This is a genomic window from Cellulophaga sp. Hel_I_12, assembly GCF_000799565.1.
Lineage (GTDB): Bacteria > Bacteroidota > Bacteroidia > Flavobacteriales > Flavobacteriaceae > Cellulophaga.
Genome location: NZ_JUHB01000001.1, coordinates 3,024,465 through 3,042,619, shown reverse-complemented (window position 1 = coordinate 3,042,619; position 18,155 = coordinate 3,024,465). Strand labels below are relative to the sequence as shown.

Sequence of the window (18,155 nt, the reverse complement as noted above, 5' to 3'; positions counted from 1 at the left end):
ATTTACTCTAATTTAAACGTAATAGGGATTGAAAAAGGCACATTTACTGCTTTTCCTCTTTGCAAACCAGGGGTCATTTTTGGTAGCTTTGCAACAATACGCTCAGCTTCCTCTTCCAAAGACACATTAGGCCCTCTTGTTCTTACCTTTTGAATACTTCCATCGGTTCCAATAATAAAATTTATATATACTTTACCTTGAATTCCATTTTCTTGAGCATCTTCAGGATACCTAAAATTTTTACTGATGTGCGAAAACATTTTTTCTTGAAAACAAGCTCTTTTATCATCGGCATCTTCACAGCCCGGAAAAACTGGTGGATTTTCAATGACTGAAAACGGAATGTCTAACTGAGCATCATTAAAATCCATATTTTTTTCTTGAAAATTTCCTGCCTTATCTTCATCATTCCTTTTGATTTTAAAATAAGTTGTGTTATCTCCCGATGAACTTATTTTGTATTCTATCGAACCTCCTTTATTATCTTTAATAATAAAATTACCCTTTCCACTTAAATCATTAAAAAAGTGATTGATTTTAATTGCTTCTTCTGAAGTAGGATTTTTAATGTCGCTAACTTCTAACACACTTAACTCTTCAGTTATAGTTTCCATACCTACCTCTTCATCTATTATTTTACTATCACTTTCACAGGAGGTATAAAATAAAATAGCTAAAAATGCGGGTACTACTAATGCATACTTTAAGGCTAAGGCCTTTCTTGATTTTGATTTTTGTAACATGACGATTCGTTTTTTGATTAATGATGATTTAAAAAATGGATTGATGAAAGATATATGTTGTGTTCTAAATACTTGCGTTAGCAATAATTGATACTGTTCTTTTTTATGCGTTTTTGCCACTGCGGCATCCGCAATAAACTCGTGCACTTCTGAAATTCTGTTTTGATACACATACACCAAAGGATTAAACCAAGCTACGACTCGCATCAATTCAAAAAAGATGAGATCGTACGAATGCCCCTGACGAATATGCACCAATTCATGGGCGATAATGGCCTGGTGATTTTGAGCCATGATTTTATCACCAATGAAAACGGACTTAAAAAATGAAAAGGCGATTTCACTATTTTGAATAATTACACGTGTAAAATCGGTTAAATACCGAACAGTGCCTTTGTTTGTTAATTGATGTACTTGGTATAATTTATAGCAGAAAATTAGCAGCGCCACGAACATTCCTGAAAAAAGTATGATGTGTTCCAAAGAAAGGATAAAAGTAGCATTGTTCTCCCCTTTAAGTACTAGCTCATCTAACAATATGCCCTGAAAATAGGTAGGGAATTCAACAAATGAACTGGCTATTGTTGTTTTAAAAACATCAATTTTTATAAATGGCAGTACTAAAGAAGCCAAAAAAGCACCTATTAAATACACTCTATTCCATTGAAAAAAGGTTTCCTTCTTTAAAAAAACATCATAGATGATTAAAAAAAGCAATTGAAACCCTATACATTCTATTATATACTGAATCATACTATTCATTTTTAAGTCACAATTTATAGCTAAATAAATGAAATAAACAGGTTCTAATTTGATATTCAACTATCTTATTAGTTCAAATATAACTAAAAATTTAGTTTAAACTAATAAAATAGTTTAAAATATGTATTATTTAACTATTTCACATGAACCATGTAACAAAATGCGAGTATCTTAGTCCTATAGAAAACAATTACAATGGATATTGCATTACTGATTTTGGGCTTTATTTTTATGCTTGTCGGTATTCTTGGAAGCTTTTTGCCAATGTTACCAGGTCCACCAATCAGTTGGCTTGGCCTTTTATTATTGTATGTAACCAAGGCTATTCCTCTAGATTGGTGGTTTTTAGGCATTACTTTGGGTATTGCCCTACTTGTTTTGGTGATGGACTATATCATTCCGGCTATCGGCACTAAAAAATTTGGTGGCAGTAAATCTGGCATGATTGGCACTACCATAGGTTTGGTAGTGGCCTTAGTGTTCCCTATTCTCGGTATTTTCGGAATTATTATTTGGCCTTTTGTAGGTGCTTTTGTGGGTGAAATCTTTAATAAAGCAGATAATAAAACTGCCCTCAAAGCGGCATTTGGTTCTTTTTTAGGCTTCTTAACAGGAACATTTTTAAAGTTTATGGTCGCTGTGGTTTACCTAGGGCTTTTTATTGCTAAGGCTTGGGAATATAAAAACGTGCTATTTTCGTTTAGTTCTTAAACTTTGTTAAAAAGTAAAAAATTGAGTCTTAATTATTATATTTTAGACATTCTTCATCAGAAATAAACGAAGCTAAGATTACTTTCATGAAGCATATACTTTGTTTTTCTCTATGCCTTTACTCCCTTTTTGTATCGTCTCAAACCAATAGGTTAGAAGGTTTAATAATTTTTAATAATGAAAACTTAGAAGGCGTAAACATTATAAATATTTCTCAAAATAATAGTACCATTTCGAACGAGTTTGGTTTGTTTGACATAAAAGTAAGTCTTGGTGATAGTTTATCTATTTCTTATGTAGGTATGCAAGATTTAACAAAAATTATAACTACTAAAGAAATGTCAACAACAATTATTAAAATTGTGATGTATGAAAAATCTATCGAATTAAAAGAAGTAGAAGTTGTTAAATATGAAAGTATCAATGCCGTTTCTCTTGGAATAATCCCAAAAGAAATGAAAACTTTTAGCCAATATGAAAGGCGACTTGCAACGGCTGGCGATTTTAAACCCATACACTTACTCTCCCTATTAGGTGGCTCTCTTCAAGTAGATCCTATTGTAAACGCGATTAGCGGCAGAACAAAAAGAATGAAACAAGGGGTTATTCGTGAAAATAAACAAAATAATTTTGAATTCTTAGAAACTAATTATACCGATTTTGCACTAAACCAAATGAAGTTAAAGGAGGGAGAAGTTGGTCTTTTTTTTAGCTACCTTGTTGAAAATAAAGATTTAGAATATCGCATTAAAAATCATGAAAAAGATAAGTTTAGCTTTTTTTTAATGGAGGAATGGAATACTTTTCAAAATGATATTTCAACAAATAGTAATGAGTAAAATAAAAAACCTTAAAAACTATCGAGTTCTATTATTTATTCTAAGCTTTACTTTGTTTATAACGAGTTGTAAAGGGCAAAATAAATCCACAATCGAACATACTTTTGTTTTCGATACACTTCGCATTAAAAATGATTTAAAAACCATCACCCAAACTACAGAAAGCAGAAACCACAAAAACATAAAAACCTTAAACCACATTGCCGATTTTATTCAAACAGAACTTGCTAAAGTATGTGATTCGGTAAGTTTTCAGGAATATAAGGTAGGTGACGAAACCTATAAAAATGTGATTGGTTCATTGAATAGCAATCAAAAAGAGTGGATTATTATAGGTACGCATTATGATGTGTTTGGCGAGCAATAAGGAGCGGATGATAATGCCAGTGGCGTAAGTGGATTGTTAGAATTAGCGCGTCTGCTTTCCAAAGAAAACTTAAAATACAGAATAGATTTTGTTGCCTATACTTTAGAAGAACCCCCCTTTTTTAGAACCGAACAAATGGGAAGCTATATACATTCGAACTATTTATTTGATAATCAGATACCTATAAAAGGGATGATTTGCTTGGAAATGATTGGTTATTATAATGAAGCAGCTGATTCTCAAAAATATCCAATTCCAGCCATGAGCACTGTTTACGGTACACGTGCTAATTTTATTACCGTTGTACAAAATGAAAATAGGGGCGATTTTGGGTCACAAATCGAAACCTTAATGAAGGCACAAACACTTATTCCCACAAAATCTTTTAAAGGATCTGCCTTAGTTCGCGGTGTTGATTTTTCGGATCATTTGAATTATTGGAACTTAAACTATCCAGCTGTAATGATAACCAATACTTCGTTTTATCGCAATGCCTACTACCACACGTCAAAAGATGTACTCAGCACCATCGATATTCAGAAAATGAGCGCCGTTATTCAACAACTATATACGACCATAAAAACATTAGTGTAAGTATTACAACCAAACCGTTTTCTCAGCAATCGGAGTTCTGGTCACTTCGGGAATTTCTATGTCTTTATCGTAATTTCCCATATAGAAAAAGCCCAAACACGCCTCTTCATCTGCCATTTCAAAAAACTCACCCATATATTTGGTCAACGCTGGTGAACTCCAATAGGCCCCAATCTTCATTTCGGTACAAGCAAGCCACATATTCTGGACTGCCATAGCCGTCGCAGCAACTTCTTCCCATTCGGGTACCGATTTATTTGGATCACGCTGCATGCAAATCGCAATAATCGCTCCTGCTTTTTTAGGGTTTTCAATCAGTTTTTTAGCTTTAAACTCTTTAGGACTAGCCTCTGTTTCTAAATATTTCAGGGATAAAAACAAACCGAGTTTTTCTAGCGTTTCGCCTTGCAGCACTCTAAAGCGCCAAGGTTCGGTTTTTCGGTGGGTAGGCGCCCAATTGGCAGCTTCCAAAATGGTTTCAATAGCCTCCTTAGTTATGGGAGTATCGTTATACTGAGCCGGGAAAATGGATCTTCTATTTCGTATTATTTCAAGTATCATCATTGCTGTTTTTTGCTGTAACAAATTTAAAACTATTGATTTATTTCTCTGCGCTCGTTAAGATTAATTTAAGCGTTTGCGCTATCGTGGGGTTCCGATTCTCCTTCTTCCAGATAACCGATAACTCCGCCTTTTGTGCTATTTCTTTAAGTTCAATAAACTTCACCCCTAGTTTATATCCGTATTGCAACGAACTAGGTACTATGGAAATACCCAAGTTGTTTTCAACCAGGCGAAAAATTGTTTGGGCATGTACCGATTTGTGGGAAATTTTAGGCGTGAAACCAGCATCTTCGCAGATACTCATAATGGTATCAAAATACAAGGGACTATATTCCTGTGAAAACAAAATAAAATCTTCGTTAGCCAATTGCCCTACGGATCTAAAATTGTTTGGCGTGATAGGGTGCGATGCGGGTAGTACCAGCGAGAAACTATCATACAAAATTGTTTTTATCGCTAATTCGTCAGGTACGCGCGCCAAGCGCACAAACCCAAGGTCTAGGGTATCTTTCAAAAGAGCATTTACTTGAGCGGTATTTGACAACTCTTCTAAGCTTGTTTTAATTTCAGGAAAATGGTGGTGTAAGCTCACCAATAACTCAGGAATAACCGTTTGCATCGCAGAGCCTAAAAAGCCAATTCGCAATTCTCCAACGCTGCCTTCAGCGATTAATTTCAGCTGTTTTTGTGTGATGGCCAAATGATTTACGATAAATTCTACTTCGGTTTTTAAATACGAACCGGCAGCAGTGAGACTCACTTTTTTCTTATCCCGAACAAACAAAGACGTTCCTAAAATTTCTTCCATTTGTTTTATTTGCCGACTCAAACCAGGTTGAGAAATACAGAGTTTTTCAGCTGCTTTGCGGTAGTGTAATTCCTCGGCCACCGCTAAAAAATAGTTAAAATGACGTAGTTCTAGTTGATAACTCACAGTTATTATATATTGATAAAATTGATATTGGTAAGTATCAAACTTAATGATTATTTTTAAGGAAATAAAAAAATACGGTATGTCATCCTCTCAAAGTATATTTCTAATTGGTGAAGATTGGCTCACGGTAAGCAAGGCCATGGCCATTGCAGCAGGAGAAATAAAGCTTGAACTCACTGCTGCCAAAAGAAAAAAAGTACAAGAAAGTGCACAAACCGTAGCGAATATTGTGGCAAAGGGTCATGCCGTTTACGGCATCAATACCGGCTTTGGTCCCTTATGTACCACCAAAATATCAAAAGAAGAAACCAAAATATTACAAACCAATATTCTCAAAAGCCATAGTGTAGGCGTAGGGAAACCTATTGCTACAGAACTGGCTAAATTGATGCTGATTTTAAAAGTCCATTCTTTAGCAAAAGGCTATTCTGGTATTTCAGAAACCAGCATCGATAGAATTATTTGGCATATAGAAAATGATGCTATTCCCATAGTACCTTCACAAGGATCGGTTGGTGCTTCGGGCGATTTGGCTCCCCTATCGCATTTATTCTTACCCTTAATTGGCTTGGGAAAAGTTCAGTTTCAAGGCGCTGAAATTCCGACTTCTGAACTATTTGAGCGAACGGGCCTGTCTAGCGTTGATTTAGGGCCAAAAGAAGGTTTAGCCCTTATAAATGGAACCCAATTTATCGCAGCGCATGCCGTAAAAGTGGTAGAAAAATTACACAGTTGTTTATCTCAAGCCGATATTATTGGTGCGATGATGATTGAAGGTTTACAAGGCTCGGTAAAACCATTTTTTAACGAATTGCATGCCTTACGACCCTTCAAGGGAAATATCCATGTTGCCAAGCGCATCAAACGATTATTAAAAGGTTCTGAAATTATGGAAGACCATATTGATTGTGATCGCGTTCAAGATCCGTATTCATTGCGTTGTATGCCACAAGTGCATGGGGCCTCTCGAAATGCTTGGTTGCATTTAAAAGAATTGGTCGAAGTAGAACTAAATTCTGTCACCGATAATCCTATTATTATTGATGAAGATTTAACGATTAGCGGTGGCAACTTTCACGGGCAACCCTTGGCCATGGCCCTAGATTATGCGTGCCTAGCAGCGTCAGAATTGGGCAATATCTCTGACCGAAGAATTTATTTAGCACTAGAAGGAAACAGCCCCGGCGTGCCCAAATTATTGATGCACGAAACAGGCATTAATTCGGGCTATATGATTTTGCAATATACCACCGCTGCTTTAGCAAGTGAAAATAAAGGCTTGTGTTTTCCGTCTAGTGCAGATAGCATTCCTACGTCTTTGGGACAAGAAGACCACGTAAGTATGGGGTCTATCGGTGGTCGAAAGGCCTTGCAAGTCTTAGAAAATGTAGAAAAAATATTAGCGATAGAATTATTGACGGCTGCTCAGGCCTTTGAATTTAGAAAACCGATGAAATCGGGTTTGTTTTTAGATGAAATTCATAAAGAAGTGCGTAAACAGGTCTCGTTTGCCGACAAAGACCGAGTTTTCTCTGACGATATTGAAAAAGGCATCAAAATGATCCAAGATAAAACCATCATAAAAGTAATCGAAAAGGTAAGTGCTAAAAAAGGGGTATCCTTAAAAACCAAGTATTCTGAGGAATTTGAAGTGTTTTGAAATAATTACGCTGTGCGCTAAACGCATTCCGCCAAGCGCGATGCACTTAATAATGAAAGTATCGAACAATCTAACGATCTAAAAAATGAAGAATTTAAAACTTATAGGTCCGTTTAAGCAGTTAGTGACTATGGCTAATTTGCCTCTAAAAGGTGCTTTAAAAGATGAACAGCTAGAAATTTTAGCCGATGTTGGGATTCTTATGGAAAACGGTATTATTCAGAAAATTGGGGATTTTGATAAACTTGTATCCGAGGCATCTAAAACTACAGTGCATATAAAACTAGAAGGAAACCATGTTGGCTTACCCGGGTTTATTGATGCCCACACGCATATTTGCTTTGGAGGAACGAGAGCCAAAGATTATGCCATGCGAAATGCAGGAAAAACCTACTTAGAAATTGCAAAAGCTGGTGGAGGCATATGGGATACCGTTACCGAAACACGCAAAGCATCGTCCGAAGAACTCATTAAAAAAACCATAAAACGGGCCCAACAACATTTAAAAAATGGTGTAACTACGGTGGAAGTAAAAAGCGGGTACGGTTTATCTGTAAACGAAGAATTAAAAATGCTTCGTGCCATTAAAAAAGCGAATACAGACATTGCAATCGATTTAATTGCCACCTGCCTAGCAGCTCATATGAAACCTAAGGATTTTTCCGGGAGTCATGCCGAGTACTTAGCTGAAATCAGTTCAAGCCTTTTTCCTATTTTAAAAGAAGAAAAATTGGCGAACAGAATTGACGCTTTTATCGAAGAAAGTGCTTTTTCTAGGGAGGATATTCGACCCTATTTTTCCAAAGCAAAAGCTATGGGTTTTGATATTACCGTGCATGCAGATCAATTTTCAACGGGTGGAAGTGCGACAGCTATAGAATTTGATGCTTTGAGTGCTGACCATTTAGAAGCCTCAACAGATAAAGAAATTGCACTTTTAGCCAAAAGTAATGTGATTGCTACTGCCCTACCCGGTGCAAGTTTGGGATTGGGTTGCGCCTTTACGCCCGCCAGAAAATTATTAGACGCTGGTTGTTGTCTCGCCATTGCAAGCGACCATAATCCTGGTTCTGCTCCTATGGGCGATTTACTTACCCAAGCGGCCATTTTACAAAGCTTTGAAAAACTGAGTAATGCCGAAGTTTTAGCAGGCATCACCTATCGTGCAGCAGCCGCTTTACATCTAAAAGACAGGGGTGAAATTAAAGAAGGATTCCTAGCCGATTTGGCGCTATTTCATACCGATAATTACAATGAAATTTTATACCATCAAGGGTCGTTTAAGCCTTGTATGGTTTTTAAAAATGGAAATCTGGTGTATGATAAACACTCTTAAAACAAAGCGCTAAGCAGATAGCAAAAAACAAATTAAAATGATTTTCAAAGAACAAATACTTCAAGGCATTCCCGCAGTACTTCCCGCCAAAAAGGCCTATAACCACAAGGTTAGTCACGCCCCAAAGCGGAAAGATATGCTCTCAGTAGCCGAAAAAAAGCTCGCTGTTCGAAATGCATTGCGATATTTTCCTGAGGCTTGGCATCCAGAGCTATCCAAAGAGTTTACTCATGAATTGAATAGCTACGGTCGTATTTACATGCATCGCTTTGCCCCTGATTATGAATTGTATGCTCGACCTATTCATGAATATCCCTATCAGACCATTCAAGCTGCAGGCATTATGTTGATGATTCAGAATAATTTGGATCCTGCGGTAGCTCAACATCCTGAAGAATTAATTACGTACGGTGGTAATGGTAGCGTTTTTCAAAACTGGGTACAGTACCTGTTAACCATGCGGTATCTCGCCTGCATGACAAACGAGCAAACGCTACATGTGTATTCTGGCCATCCGATGGGATTATTTCCTTCAACCAAAGAAGCACCACGCGTTGTAGTTACCAATGGTATGATGATCCCAAATTACTCTAAGCCCGATGATTGGGAAAAATTTAATGCTTTGGGGGTCACACAATATGGTCAAATGACCGCTGGTTCCTATATGTATATTGGCCCCCAAGGCATTGTACATGGCACTACGATTACTGTCATGAATGCCTTTAGAAAGGTATTACAAAAAGATGAAAATCCGGCTGGGAAAATTTTCTTAACGGCTGGTTTAGGTGGTATGAGTGGTGCTCAACCCAAAGCCGGAAACATTGCAGGATGTATCACTGTTTGTGCCGAAGTGAATGCCGCAGCTGCCACAAAAAGACACAAACAGGGTTGGGTAGATGTATTGGTCCACAACTTAGACGATTTGGTCAGTAGAACAAAAAAAGCACAAGAAAATAAAGAGGTGGTGTCTATCGCCTATATTGGAAATATTGTTGCTGTCTGGGAGCGCTTTTTAGAGGAGCATATTTTTGTTCATTTGGGATCAGACCAAACCTCTTTGCATAATCCTTGGGCAGGTGGCTATTATCCGGTGGATGTTTCTTTTGAAAAAGCAAACGAACTGATGGTCACCAACCCCGAGCTTTTTAAAGTAAAAGTACAAGCCTCCTTAAAGCGACAGGTTGCAGCGATCAACCAACATGCTCAAAAAGGAACCTATTTTTTTGATTATGGGAATGCCTTCCTTCTAGAAGCGTCAAGAGCTGGTGCGGCAGTATATAAGAATTCTCAGGGAGCCTATGTGAATTATGATGCACTAAAAGATAAAAATCAAGATTGGGAGTATCCCTCCTACGTTCAGGATATTTTAGGCCCTATGTGTTTTGACTATGGTTTTGGTCCCTTTAGATGGGTTTGTGCATCTGGCGACCCGAAAGACCTTCAAAAAACAGACACTATTGCAGCTCAAATTTTAACCGCAATAAAAAAAACAGCTCCAGAAGAAATTCAGCAACAAATGCAGGATAATATCACATGGATTCAGCAAGCTCACAAGAATAAGATGGTGGTGGGTTCACAAGCACGTATTTTATATGCCGATGCAGAGGGTAGAGCCAAAATTGGGGATGCTTTCAATAAAGCAATTGCATCAGGAGAACTATCTGCTCCTGTAATTTTAGGACGAGATCATCACGATGTGAGCGGTACCGATTCACCCTACAGAGAAACCAGTAATATTTATGATGGAAGTAAATTTACCGCAGATATGGCCATTCATAATGTCATTGGAGATAGTTTTAGAGGTGCTACTTGGGTTTCTATCCATAACGGTGGTGGTGTTGGCTGGGGTGAAGTGATCAATGGCGGTTTTGGAATGGTATTAGACGGTAGCGAAGCAGCATCTACAAGACTCAAAAACATGCTTTTTTACGATGTAAATAATGGTATTTCTCGCCGAAGTTGGGCCCGGAACAAAGAAGCTATTTTCGCGATTCAACGAGAAATGGAGCGAACACCTGAATTAAAAATAACTTTGCCTAACTTCGTAAACGATTCTTTATTAGATGATTTATTCAGTTAAAAATGGCAAGGTATAAACAAACACCAAAAAGCATATGGACTGGTAGAATTTCAAGTCAGGAATTATACCTTCATGAAAAAGTACAATGTGTCGCTATTGATGCTCTTGAGACCATAGCTGACACCCAATCTATTGCACTTTTAGGCTATGCCTGCGACGAGGGCGTAAAACGAAACCAAGGTAGAATTGGTGCTGTTGAAGGCCCAGCGGCCATTAAATCATCCCTAGGAAAATTTCCAAATCACTTAGCGAGTACCACACCATTCTTTGATGTGGGAACTATCGAATGCGTAGCTCATGAGTTAGAAAAAGTACAGGAAGCACTCGCTGAAAAAATAAGCCTCCTACTTTCAAAAAAATTATTTCCTATTGTTTTGGGCGGTGGTCACGATATCGCTTACGGGCATTATCAAGGCATTAGAAACTACCTCGGCGATAAAAAAATAGGGATTATAAACTTTGATGCACATTTTGATTTGCGTTCTACCGAAAATGGCAATACCTCTGGCACTCCGTTTTATCAGATTGCACAAGATTGCAAAGCACAAAGCATTGCTTTTAATTACTTGTGTTTAGGAATTCGAAAAGATGCGAATGACAAAAAACTGTTTGAAACAGCAACGTCACTTGGTGTAAGCTACATTGAGCATAACAATTTCAATCTACATCATGTGGAACATGTGCATTTAATTTTAATGCAATTTTTAGAGGATGTCGACTATGTGTATACGACGGTAGATTTAGACGGATTTTCGTCTGCCTTTGCTCCCGGAGTAAGTGCTGCTTCTCCCATGGGCTTTTCGCCTGACATTGTTTTGGAGAGCTTAAAAACAATCATCGACAGCAAAAAACTAATTAGTTTTGATATTGCCGAAATGAATCCAAACTACGACAGAGACCAACAAACCGCCAAATTAGCGGCTTCGTTAGTGCATTTTGTAATGCATGCGATAAACCTCGAAAACAGTTGATATAAAAAATCTAGAGTCTTTAACCCTTTGGGGAATGGGCGTCTTCTAACCAACTCTGATAATACTTACCATCATCTAAATCTAAAGCCGCTTGGGTTAGTTTTAAGGGCTTAAAGGTATCGATCATTACTGCTAATTCTTCCGTTTTCGACTTACCAATACTGGCCTCGTAGGTTCCTGGGTGTGGCCCATGGGGAATACCAGCCGGATGTAATGAAATATATCCTTTATCAATATTTTTTCTACTCATAAAGTCCCCATCCACATAATACAACATTTCGTCTGAATCTATGTTGGAATGATTGTAGGGCGCAGGAATTGCTTGTGGATGATAATCATACATACGAGGCACAAAAGAACACACCACAAAAGCACTGGTTTCAAAAGTTTGGTGCACTGGTGGTGGCTGATGAACACGACCTGTTATGGGTTCAAAATTGTGAATAGAGAATCCATAAGGAAAATTATAGCCATCCCAACCTACAATATCAAAAGGGTGCGTGGCATAGGTTAAATGATGCAATTGGCCTTCTTTTTTAATTTTGATTAAAAAATCTCCTTTTTCATCGTGGGTTTGCAAGTTTTCAGGCAATTTAAAATCGCGCTCACAAAAGGGCGAATGCTCTAAATGTTGTCCAAACCAATTCCGGTATCGTTTTGGCGTATAGATAGGATGGTAACTTTCTGTTACTAATAATCGATTATCTTCCGTATCAAAATGAATTTGATAAATCATTCCTCTCGGGATGACTAAATAATCTCCATATTCAAAGCTAATTTCTCCAAGCATGGTTTTAAGCGTACCTGTTCCTTTGTGTACAAACAGAAGCTCATCGGCATCTGTGTTTTTATAGAAATAGCTTGTCATTGATTTTTTAGGAGCCGCTAGGCCTATATGCACATCACTATTAAATAATATCGTTGTTCTGCTATCTAAAAAATCATCTTGAGGAGCTATCTGAAAGCCTTTTAGAAGCCTTGATTTTATGTTATGGGGAACAGCAGCCTTGGGAGAAACATCAATGGATACTCCTACTTCTTTTACTTGCGTTGGCCGATGTAAATGGTACATTAAGGACGACATTCCATCAAAACCAATAGTCCCAAAGAGTTGCTCATAATGCAGGGTACCATCTTCTTTTTTGAAAATTGTATGTCGTTTTTGAGGTGTAACCCCTAATTTGTGATAAAGTGGCATGCGTTTCTATTTTTTCTCCCTAAAAATACGATAATTTTAAATAAAAAAAGCGGTTCTTTTCCTCGTTTCGCAAAGCGAATGGCTAATGCATCAATTTTTATACGGAGTGCGTCAATGCGATCAACTATTTAACAAGATATTAAGCTAATAATTAATACATAAATACAAATGGAAAAGAAAAAAAACAAAGATGTGATTGAAGCTAAGAAGTACAACCCGAATGTCACAGCCAACGATAAAACGGCTTTAGGAAAGAAGGGCTTAAGCATGGATACAGGTGATGATAGACTCCTTGAAAAAAGAAAAGAAAAAATTGATTTTGCAGGAGAAGATTTAGACGTTCCGGGTCGGAATGAAAAAAATCAAAACAGCCATCAAAACCTTAAGGACGAAGAAAATTCGCTTTACGGTCAAGGTGGAGCGAACAATGATAACCTAGAAACTACAGAACGTTAAATAACTTTTATTTAACGAAAAAAGTTATCGCTGTAGGCAATAAATCAATACTTTAAGACCAAAAAAGTTATGAAAGACAAAATTTATTTTTACATCGCAGTAACTACCTTAGTGTTAATCACGGCAACGGTAATGGCTTCTATGAATTTCTCTTTTAGTTGGGTATTCTACCTTACTATTTTAGGTCAAGTTTTACTCGTGGTTATGGTTTATAAAGTTTTGAGAGATAACTATACGACGACAAAAACCTTTGATGATTTTTATGAAGATCACCCCATAAGCCAGCAAGAAAACTATAGATAAGCCTTATCACAATGTGGTGTGTTATACCTAGAATAAACAAAAAAAGCCTTCCAAATATGGAAAGCCTTTCACTGGTTTTTACACTCTAACTAATTGATAAGACTAATTAGAATTGTTATTTACCACAACTTGTACTTCTTACGAAGCACAACACAACATTGCAAATATATAAAAGCTTTTTTATTTAATGACTATTGTTGGTTTTAATCGTAGTACTGATATCATAAAAGAACTAAAATTAATTCGAAATTTAGTTCTTTTCAGAAAACAAGTCTTGTGTTTTTTTTTGTTTAGAAGACGCCCTCATTCCCAATTCTGGAATAACAAGTAATGGCGTTCGCGTATGAAAAGCCACTTTTTCTATGACGGGCTCTCGGGTCATTCGTTCCATATAACTGTGTTGATAATTCAGCATAGCTAACAAATGCACGTCTAATTCCGCAACAAAAACTTCTAGTGTCTTTGAAACAGAATTCAACTCAGTAATGGTATGAATGTAATGTTCCACCTCACCCAAATACTTTCGAAGCATATTTAAATTAAACTGTTGAACATCGGTAAGTGCTTTAATTTCATATTGCACATGAACAATCCGTAAAACAGAATTAAAAGTAGTTGCTAAGTTTATAATTGGCTCTAGTTCTGACGGCGTATAAAACCTATTAAAATCTGTTGCAAAAGCTATTTCCGTAGGTTTTTCGAAGTTAAAATACTCAGGAATGGCCAATACTGGACAACTTTTAATCGCTTTAATAATGCGTACGGCATTACTTCCCATAAAAACTTCAGCCAACCCAGAGGCTCCTTTAGAACCTAAAATAACCATCTCAATAGTATGTTGTTCTATGATTTCTTTAACTTCGTCAACCAGCAAATTGAAGGACGAAATTGTAGTGAAATTATGTTTAGGGTTGTGGTAATTGGCTTTAATCTTAAGAAGTAGATGATTTAGCCCTTCTTTGGAGCAATTTTGTACTATTTCAGCTTCGTCATAAGCCATAGAAGCCATGAATCGGCTGTTTGATATGCTAGGCGTATAGGTATTTAGCAAGTAAAAATTACAATCCTCATTGTCGTACAATGCAATGGCATAAGTAACAGCATTCCATGCATTTTTAGAAAAATCAGTGGGTATTAATATGTTTTTCATCGCGCTGTTTTTTTTTATAATAAAGTGTAAAACTAGCGGATGAGGCTTCTTAAAACTATGATAATTATCAGCTTATGAAAATACCTTGAAAAGATAAGGGAAAAGGAGTACTTGTTTATTGGCAAAAAAAAGCTAGATGCTTAAGTATAAAAAAGGGAAGTACTTTATGACTGACAAACTGTAAAGCAAAATTTATTCTTATCTATTCTTTACCTTAAAAGGTGAATTTAAAATTTTTAAAACTCAATCATATCTTGTAGCGCCTTTTCATTGATAATACCAATTTGTTTTCCAGAAGTTTTAATATACTTTTCCTTTTTGAATTCAGAAATAATTCTGATACAAGATTCTGTTGCAGTTCCTACAACACTTGCTATATCTTCTCTAGACAATGTTAAAAGTAGAAAGCCTTTGTCGTCCACTCCAAAATTTTTTTTCATGTACAAAAAAGCTTCAGCAACACGTTGTTTTACTGTTTTTTGTGACATGTTAACAATCACGTCATCTGCTTCTTTCAAATCGTGAGCCATATGCCTTAAAACCTCAACAGCAAAATTAGGATTGGTATTTAAGGTGTGTACTATTTCTTCCTTTGGTATAAAACAAACCTCCATATCTTCCACTGCTTTTGCGCTTAAATTAGATACTTCTTCCGAAATAACCGATCGCTGACCAAGCACTTGACCCTTTGTTGCTAATTTAACAATTTGGTCTTTCCCATTGGCGCTTAACTTAGACAGTTTAGAAACGCCACTTCGAACGCAAAAAACCCCGTTCAATTTTTCACCTTCCTCAAAAATGCTTTCTCCCTTTTTTACAATTTTTGATGTTTTAGAATCAGAAACTTTCTTTAACTCCTCTTTGCTCATGGCACGCAACGAATTGAACTGCCGTACAATACACTGCTCGCATCTAGTTTCTATACCATCTTTCATACTTAGCTTATTATTCTGATAACTTGCAATGTACCAAATTCGTTAAACATGACAAAAGTCATATTTCATTCACTCGTAAATATACATCTTTGTCGTCGGTACAAGCAAATTATTATGCATAAAAACAAGTGTTATCACTGTGGTGAGGATTGTTCAAATACGCCTATTTTACATGATGAGAAAATGTTCTGTTGTCATGGCTGTAAAACCGTCTATGATATTTTTTCAGCTAATAACCTATCCTATTATTATGACTTACAGGCTGCTGCAGGTGCAACTCCAAAGGTGGTTGAAGGAAAGTATGATTTTCTCGATGATGCTACTATTATTGAAAGATTAACAGAGTTTAATGATCATCAGCTTCAAATTATAAATTTATATATTCCACATATTCATTGTAGTTCCTGTATTTGGATTTTAGAAAACTTAAATAAGTTAATCCCTACTATAAGCAGTTCTCAAGTCGATTTTCCAAAAAAGACCATTCGAATTCATTATAATTCTGAGTTAACATCACTTAAAGAAATTGTTATTTTACTGGCACATATTGGCTACGAGCCGTATATTTCTTTAGATGATTTTGACAATAAGAAAAAAGCTGTTGATCGTAGTTTACTCTATAAGCTAGGGATTGCAGGCTTTGCCTTTGGCAACGTTATGTTTTTATCCTTTCCCGAGTATTTTGATCTATCGAGCAGCAAGGCCAATGGCGGAGAATATTGGCTCAACGAGTACGAAGGTGTTTTTAGATGGTTGATGTTCACCTTTTCATTACCCGTAGTGTTTTATGCCGGAATTGATTATTTTATTTCAGCGTATAAAGGTTTACGCTCCAAAATATTAAATATTGATGTTCCTATTGCCTTGGGAATTGTAGTACTTTTTATTCGTAGTACTTTAGAGATTATATTTGAATGGGGGCCTGGCTTTTTCGATAGTTTAACGGGCTTAATTTTTTTCTTACTCCTTGGAAAATTTTTTCAGCAAAAAACCTATTCTTTCCTTTCTTTTGAGCGAGACTACAAGTCGTATTTTCCGATTGCTGTTACTCGAATTTTAGAGGATCGAAAAGAAGAAACCATACAGGTTCACGACCTTAAAAGAGGCGACAGACTTTTAATCCGAAACGAGGAGTTGATCCCTGTTGATGGTATTTTAATGCATGGAAATGCCAATATTGATTACAGTTTTGTAACTGGAGAATCAGAACCAGTGCACAAAATCGCTGGTGACAAAATTTTTGCCGGTGGAAAACAACTGCGGGGTGCTATTGAAATGGAAGCTCTAAAGTCTGTTTCGCAAAGTTATTTAACCCAACTTTGGAGTAATTCAGTTTTTCAAGACGATGCCTCAAGTAAATTTCAAACACTAACAGATAGTATCGGAAAACGATTTACAATATTTGTTTTAACGGTTGCTTTTTCTGCTTCTCTTTTTTGGATTTTTTATGATCCGAGCAAGGTTATGAATGTATTTACTGCAGTTTTAATCATCGCATGTCCTTGTGCTATAGCGCTAGCTTCGCCCTTTACTTTAGGGAACATGTTGCGAATATTTGGCAAAAAGAAATTCTATTTGAAAGACACCCAAACTATTGAGAAATTAGCCCAAATTGATACGGCAATTTTTGACAAAACAGGTACTCTTACAACCGCCAAAAAAAGTAGTGTTACGTATGAAGGATTAGAGTTAAGCAAGGAAGAAGAAGCACTCTTAAAAAACACATTGAGAGCATCAAACCACCCATTAAGCAGAAGTTTATACGACATGCTTGCGGAACATGATATTATCACTCTTGACGAATATGAAGAACACCTAGGCAAAGGCATAGAAGGGTATCTCAATAAGAGCCATATAAAAGTAGGATCCGCAAATTTTGTAGGCAAGACAGCATCAGAAGATATAAAAACTACCACGGTTCACATCAGTAGCAATGATGCCTATAAAGGGTGCTTTGTTTTTAAAAATCAATATAGAGAAGGGGTTTCTGAAGTTTTTAAAGAAATGTCAAAAAGTTTACAATTGGCTATTTTATCTGGCGACAACGAAGGCGAAAAAGAGCGCTTAGAAGCCTTATTGCCAAAACTCACGCCGCTGTATTTTAATCAGAAACCACCAGATAAATTACACTTTATAAAAGCATTACAAGATCAAGACAAAAAAGTGATGATGGTCGGTGATGGCTTAAATGATGCTGGTGCTTTAGCGCAGAGTAATGTGGGCATTGCCATATCAGAAAACGTCACCATTTTTTCTCCGGCCTGTGATGGTATCCTTGATGCCACAAAATTTAAAGAATTGTACAGTTATGTTTTAGCTTCAAAAAAAGCAATGACCATTATAAAATGGAGCTTTTTTTTGTCTTTACTCTATAATAGTATAGGCTTATATTTTGCCGTTACCGGACAGTTACAACCTGTTATAGCGGCCATTTTAATGCCCTTAAGTTCTATTAGCATTGTAGCGTTTACAACTATTGCCACTACGCTATTAGGAAAAAAATTAAGATAAATTTTAGAAAGATGATAAATGTCATATTATTCCTTTTATCA

The 18,155-nt window shown here is 36.5% G+C and carries 16 protein-coding genes and 1 pseudogene; 11 read left to right on the top strand and 6 right to left on the bottom strand.

Annotated features, from left to right (window positions below; all coding sequences use genetic code 11):
* Positions 1-2: 2 nt before the first annotated feature.
* Positions 3-1,496, bottom strand: a complete 1,494-nt coding sequence (locus tag GQ45_RS13150; protein ID WP_047420406.1) for a M56 family metallopeptidase — start codon at positions 1,494-1,496, stop codon at positions 3-5.
* Positions 1,497-1,700: 204 nt separating this feature from the next.
* Between GQ45_RS13150 and GQ45_RS13145 the strand changes: the two genes are divergently transcribed.
* From GQ45_RS13145 to GQ45_RS18265, 4 genes and pseudogenes are all read left to right on the top strand, one after another.
* Entirely contained in the window at positions 1,701-2,216 is a 516-nt protein-coding gene (locus GQ45_RS13145) for a DUF456 domain-containing protein (RefSeq protein WP_047418721.1), read from the top strand.
* A gap of 86 nt (positions 2,217-2,302) precedes the next feature.
* On the top strand, positions 2,303-3,055 hold the full coding sequence (locus GQ45_RS13140) for a carboxypeptidase-like regulatory domain-containing protein (protein ID WP_047418719.1): 753 nt from the start codon (positions 2,303-2,305) through the stop codon (positions 3,053-3,055).
* Positions 3,048-3,422: a hypothetical protein gene (locus GQ45_RS18270; RefSeq protein WP_052188229.1), complete on the top strand. Its 375-nt coding sequence runs from the start codon at positions 3,048-3,050 to the stop codon at positions 3,420-3,422. Before GQ45_RS13140 ends, GQ45_RS18270 begins: the two co-directional genes overlap by 8 nt.
* A 12-nt stretch (positions 3,423-3,434) precedes the next feature.
* Positions 3,435-4,016, top strand: a pseudogene (locus GQ45_RS18265) (M28 family peptidase); the annotation flags it as partial.
* A gap of 3 nt (positions 4,017-4,019) precedes the next feature.
* Here the strand turns inward: GQ45_RS18265 and GQ45_RS13130 are convergent.
* Together GQ45_RS13130 and GQ45_RS13125 are read right to left on the bottom strand one after the other, a co-directional pair.
* Positions 4,020-4,577: a nitroreductase gene (locus tag GQ45_RS13130; protein ID WP_047418717.1), complete on the bottom strand. Its 558-nt coding sequence runs from the start codon at positions 4,575-4,577 to the stop codon at positions 4,020-4,022.
* Between the two features lie 40 nt (positions 4,578-4,617).
* Positions 4,618-5,514, bottom strand: a complete 897-nt coding sequence (locus GQ45_RS13125; RefSeq protein ID WP_047418716.1) for a LysR family transcriptional regulator — start codon at positions 5,512-5,514, stop codon at positions 4,618-4,620.
* 79 nt (positions 5,515-5,593) lie between these two features.
* On the opposite strand from GQ45_RS13125, the gene hutH reads away from it, so the two are divergent.
* The 4 genes from hutH to hutG all read left to right on the top strand — a co-directional run bounded on the left by hutH (position 5,594) and on the right by hutG (position 11,561).
* Positions 5,594-7,174 (top strand): histidine ammonia-lyase, encoded by a 1,581-nt coding sequence (gene hutH / locus GQ45_RS13120; protein WP_047418714.1) that lies wholly within the window; start codon positions 5,594-5,596, stop codon positions 7,172-7,174.
* An 85-nt stretch (positions 7,175-7,259) separates the two neighbouring features.
* Positions 7,260-8,510, top strand: coding sequence for an imidazolonepropionase (gene hutI, locus GQ45_RS13115; protein WP_047418712.1), 1,251 nt, complete (start codon positions 7,260-7,262; stop codon positions 8,508-8,510).
* A 37-nt stretch (positions 8,511-8,547) separates the two neighbouring features.
* Entirely contained in the window at positions 8,548-10,590 is a 2,043-nt protein-coding gene (locus tag GQ45_RS13110) for a urocanate hydratase (RefSeq protein ID WP_047418710.1), read from the top strand.
* Positions 10,591-10,592: 2 nt separating this feature from the next.
* Positions 10,593-11,561, top strand: coding sequence for a formimidoylglutamase (hutG, locus tag GQ45_RS13105; RefSeq protein WP_047418708.1), 969 nt, complete (start codon positions 10,593-10,595; stop codon positions 11,559-11,561).
* 19 nt (positions 11,562-11,580) lie between these two features.
* On the opposite strand, the gene GQ45_RS13100 is transcribed toward hutG, so the two are convergent.
* A complete protein-coding gene (locus tag GQ45_RS13100; protein WP_047418707.1) occupies positions 11,581-12,759 on the bottom strand; it encodes a homogentisate 1,2-dioxygenase in 1,179 nt (392 codons plus the stop codon).
* A 168-nt stretch (positions 12,760-12,927) separates the two neighbouring features.
* Between GQ45_RS13100 and GQ45_RS13095 the strand changes: the two genes are divergently transcribed.
* Both GQ45_RS13095 and GQ45_RS13090 read left to right on the top strand, forming a co-directional pair.
* A complete protein-coding gene (locus GQ45_RS13095; RefSeq protein ID WP_052188227.1) occupies positions 12,928-13,215 on the top strand; it encodes a hypothetical protein in 288 nt (95 codons plus the stop codon).
* A gap of 69 nt (positions 13,216-13,284) precedes the next feature.
* Entirely contained in the window at positions 13,285-13,518 is a 234-nt protein-coding gene (locus GQ45_RS13090) for a hypothetical protein (RefSeq protein WP_047418706.1), read from the top strand.
* Between the two features lie 250 nt (positions 13,519-13,768).
* Here GQ45_RS13090 and GQ45_RS13085 read toward each other — a convergent pair whose 3' ends face one another.
* Both GQ45_RS13085 and GQ45_RS13080 read right to left on the bottom strand, forming a co-directional pair.
* Positions 13,769-14,668, bottom strand: a complete 900-nt coding sequence (locus tag GQ45_RS13085) for a universal stress protein (RefSeq protein ID WP_047418705.1) — start codon at positions 14,666-14,668, stop codon at positions 13,769-13,771.
* Positions 14,669-14,904: 236 nt separating this feature from the next.
* Positions 14,905-15,603 (bottom strand): Crp/Fnr family transcriptional regulator, encoded by a 699-nt coding sequence (locus GQ45_RS13080; protein WP_047418703.1) that lies wholly within the window; start codon positions 15,601-15,603, stop codon positions 14,905-14,907.
* A 114-nt stretch (positions 15,604-15,717) separates the two neighbouring features.
* Here GQ45_RS13080 and GQ45_RS13075 point away from each other — a divergent pair, with 114 nt between their 5' ends.
* Positions 15,718-18,114, top strand: a complete 2,397-nt coding sequence (locus GQ45_RS13075) for a heavy metal translocating P-type ATPase metal-binding domain-containing protein (RefSeq protein WP_047418702.1) — start codon at positions 15,718-15,720, stop codon at positions 18,112-18,114.
* Positions 18,115-18,155 lie beyond the last annotated feature (41 nt).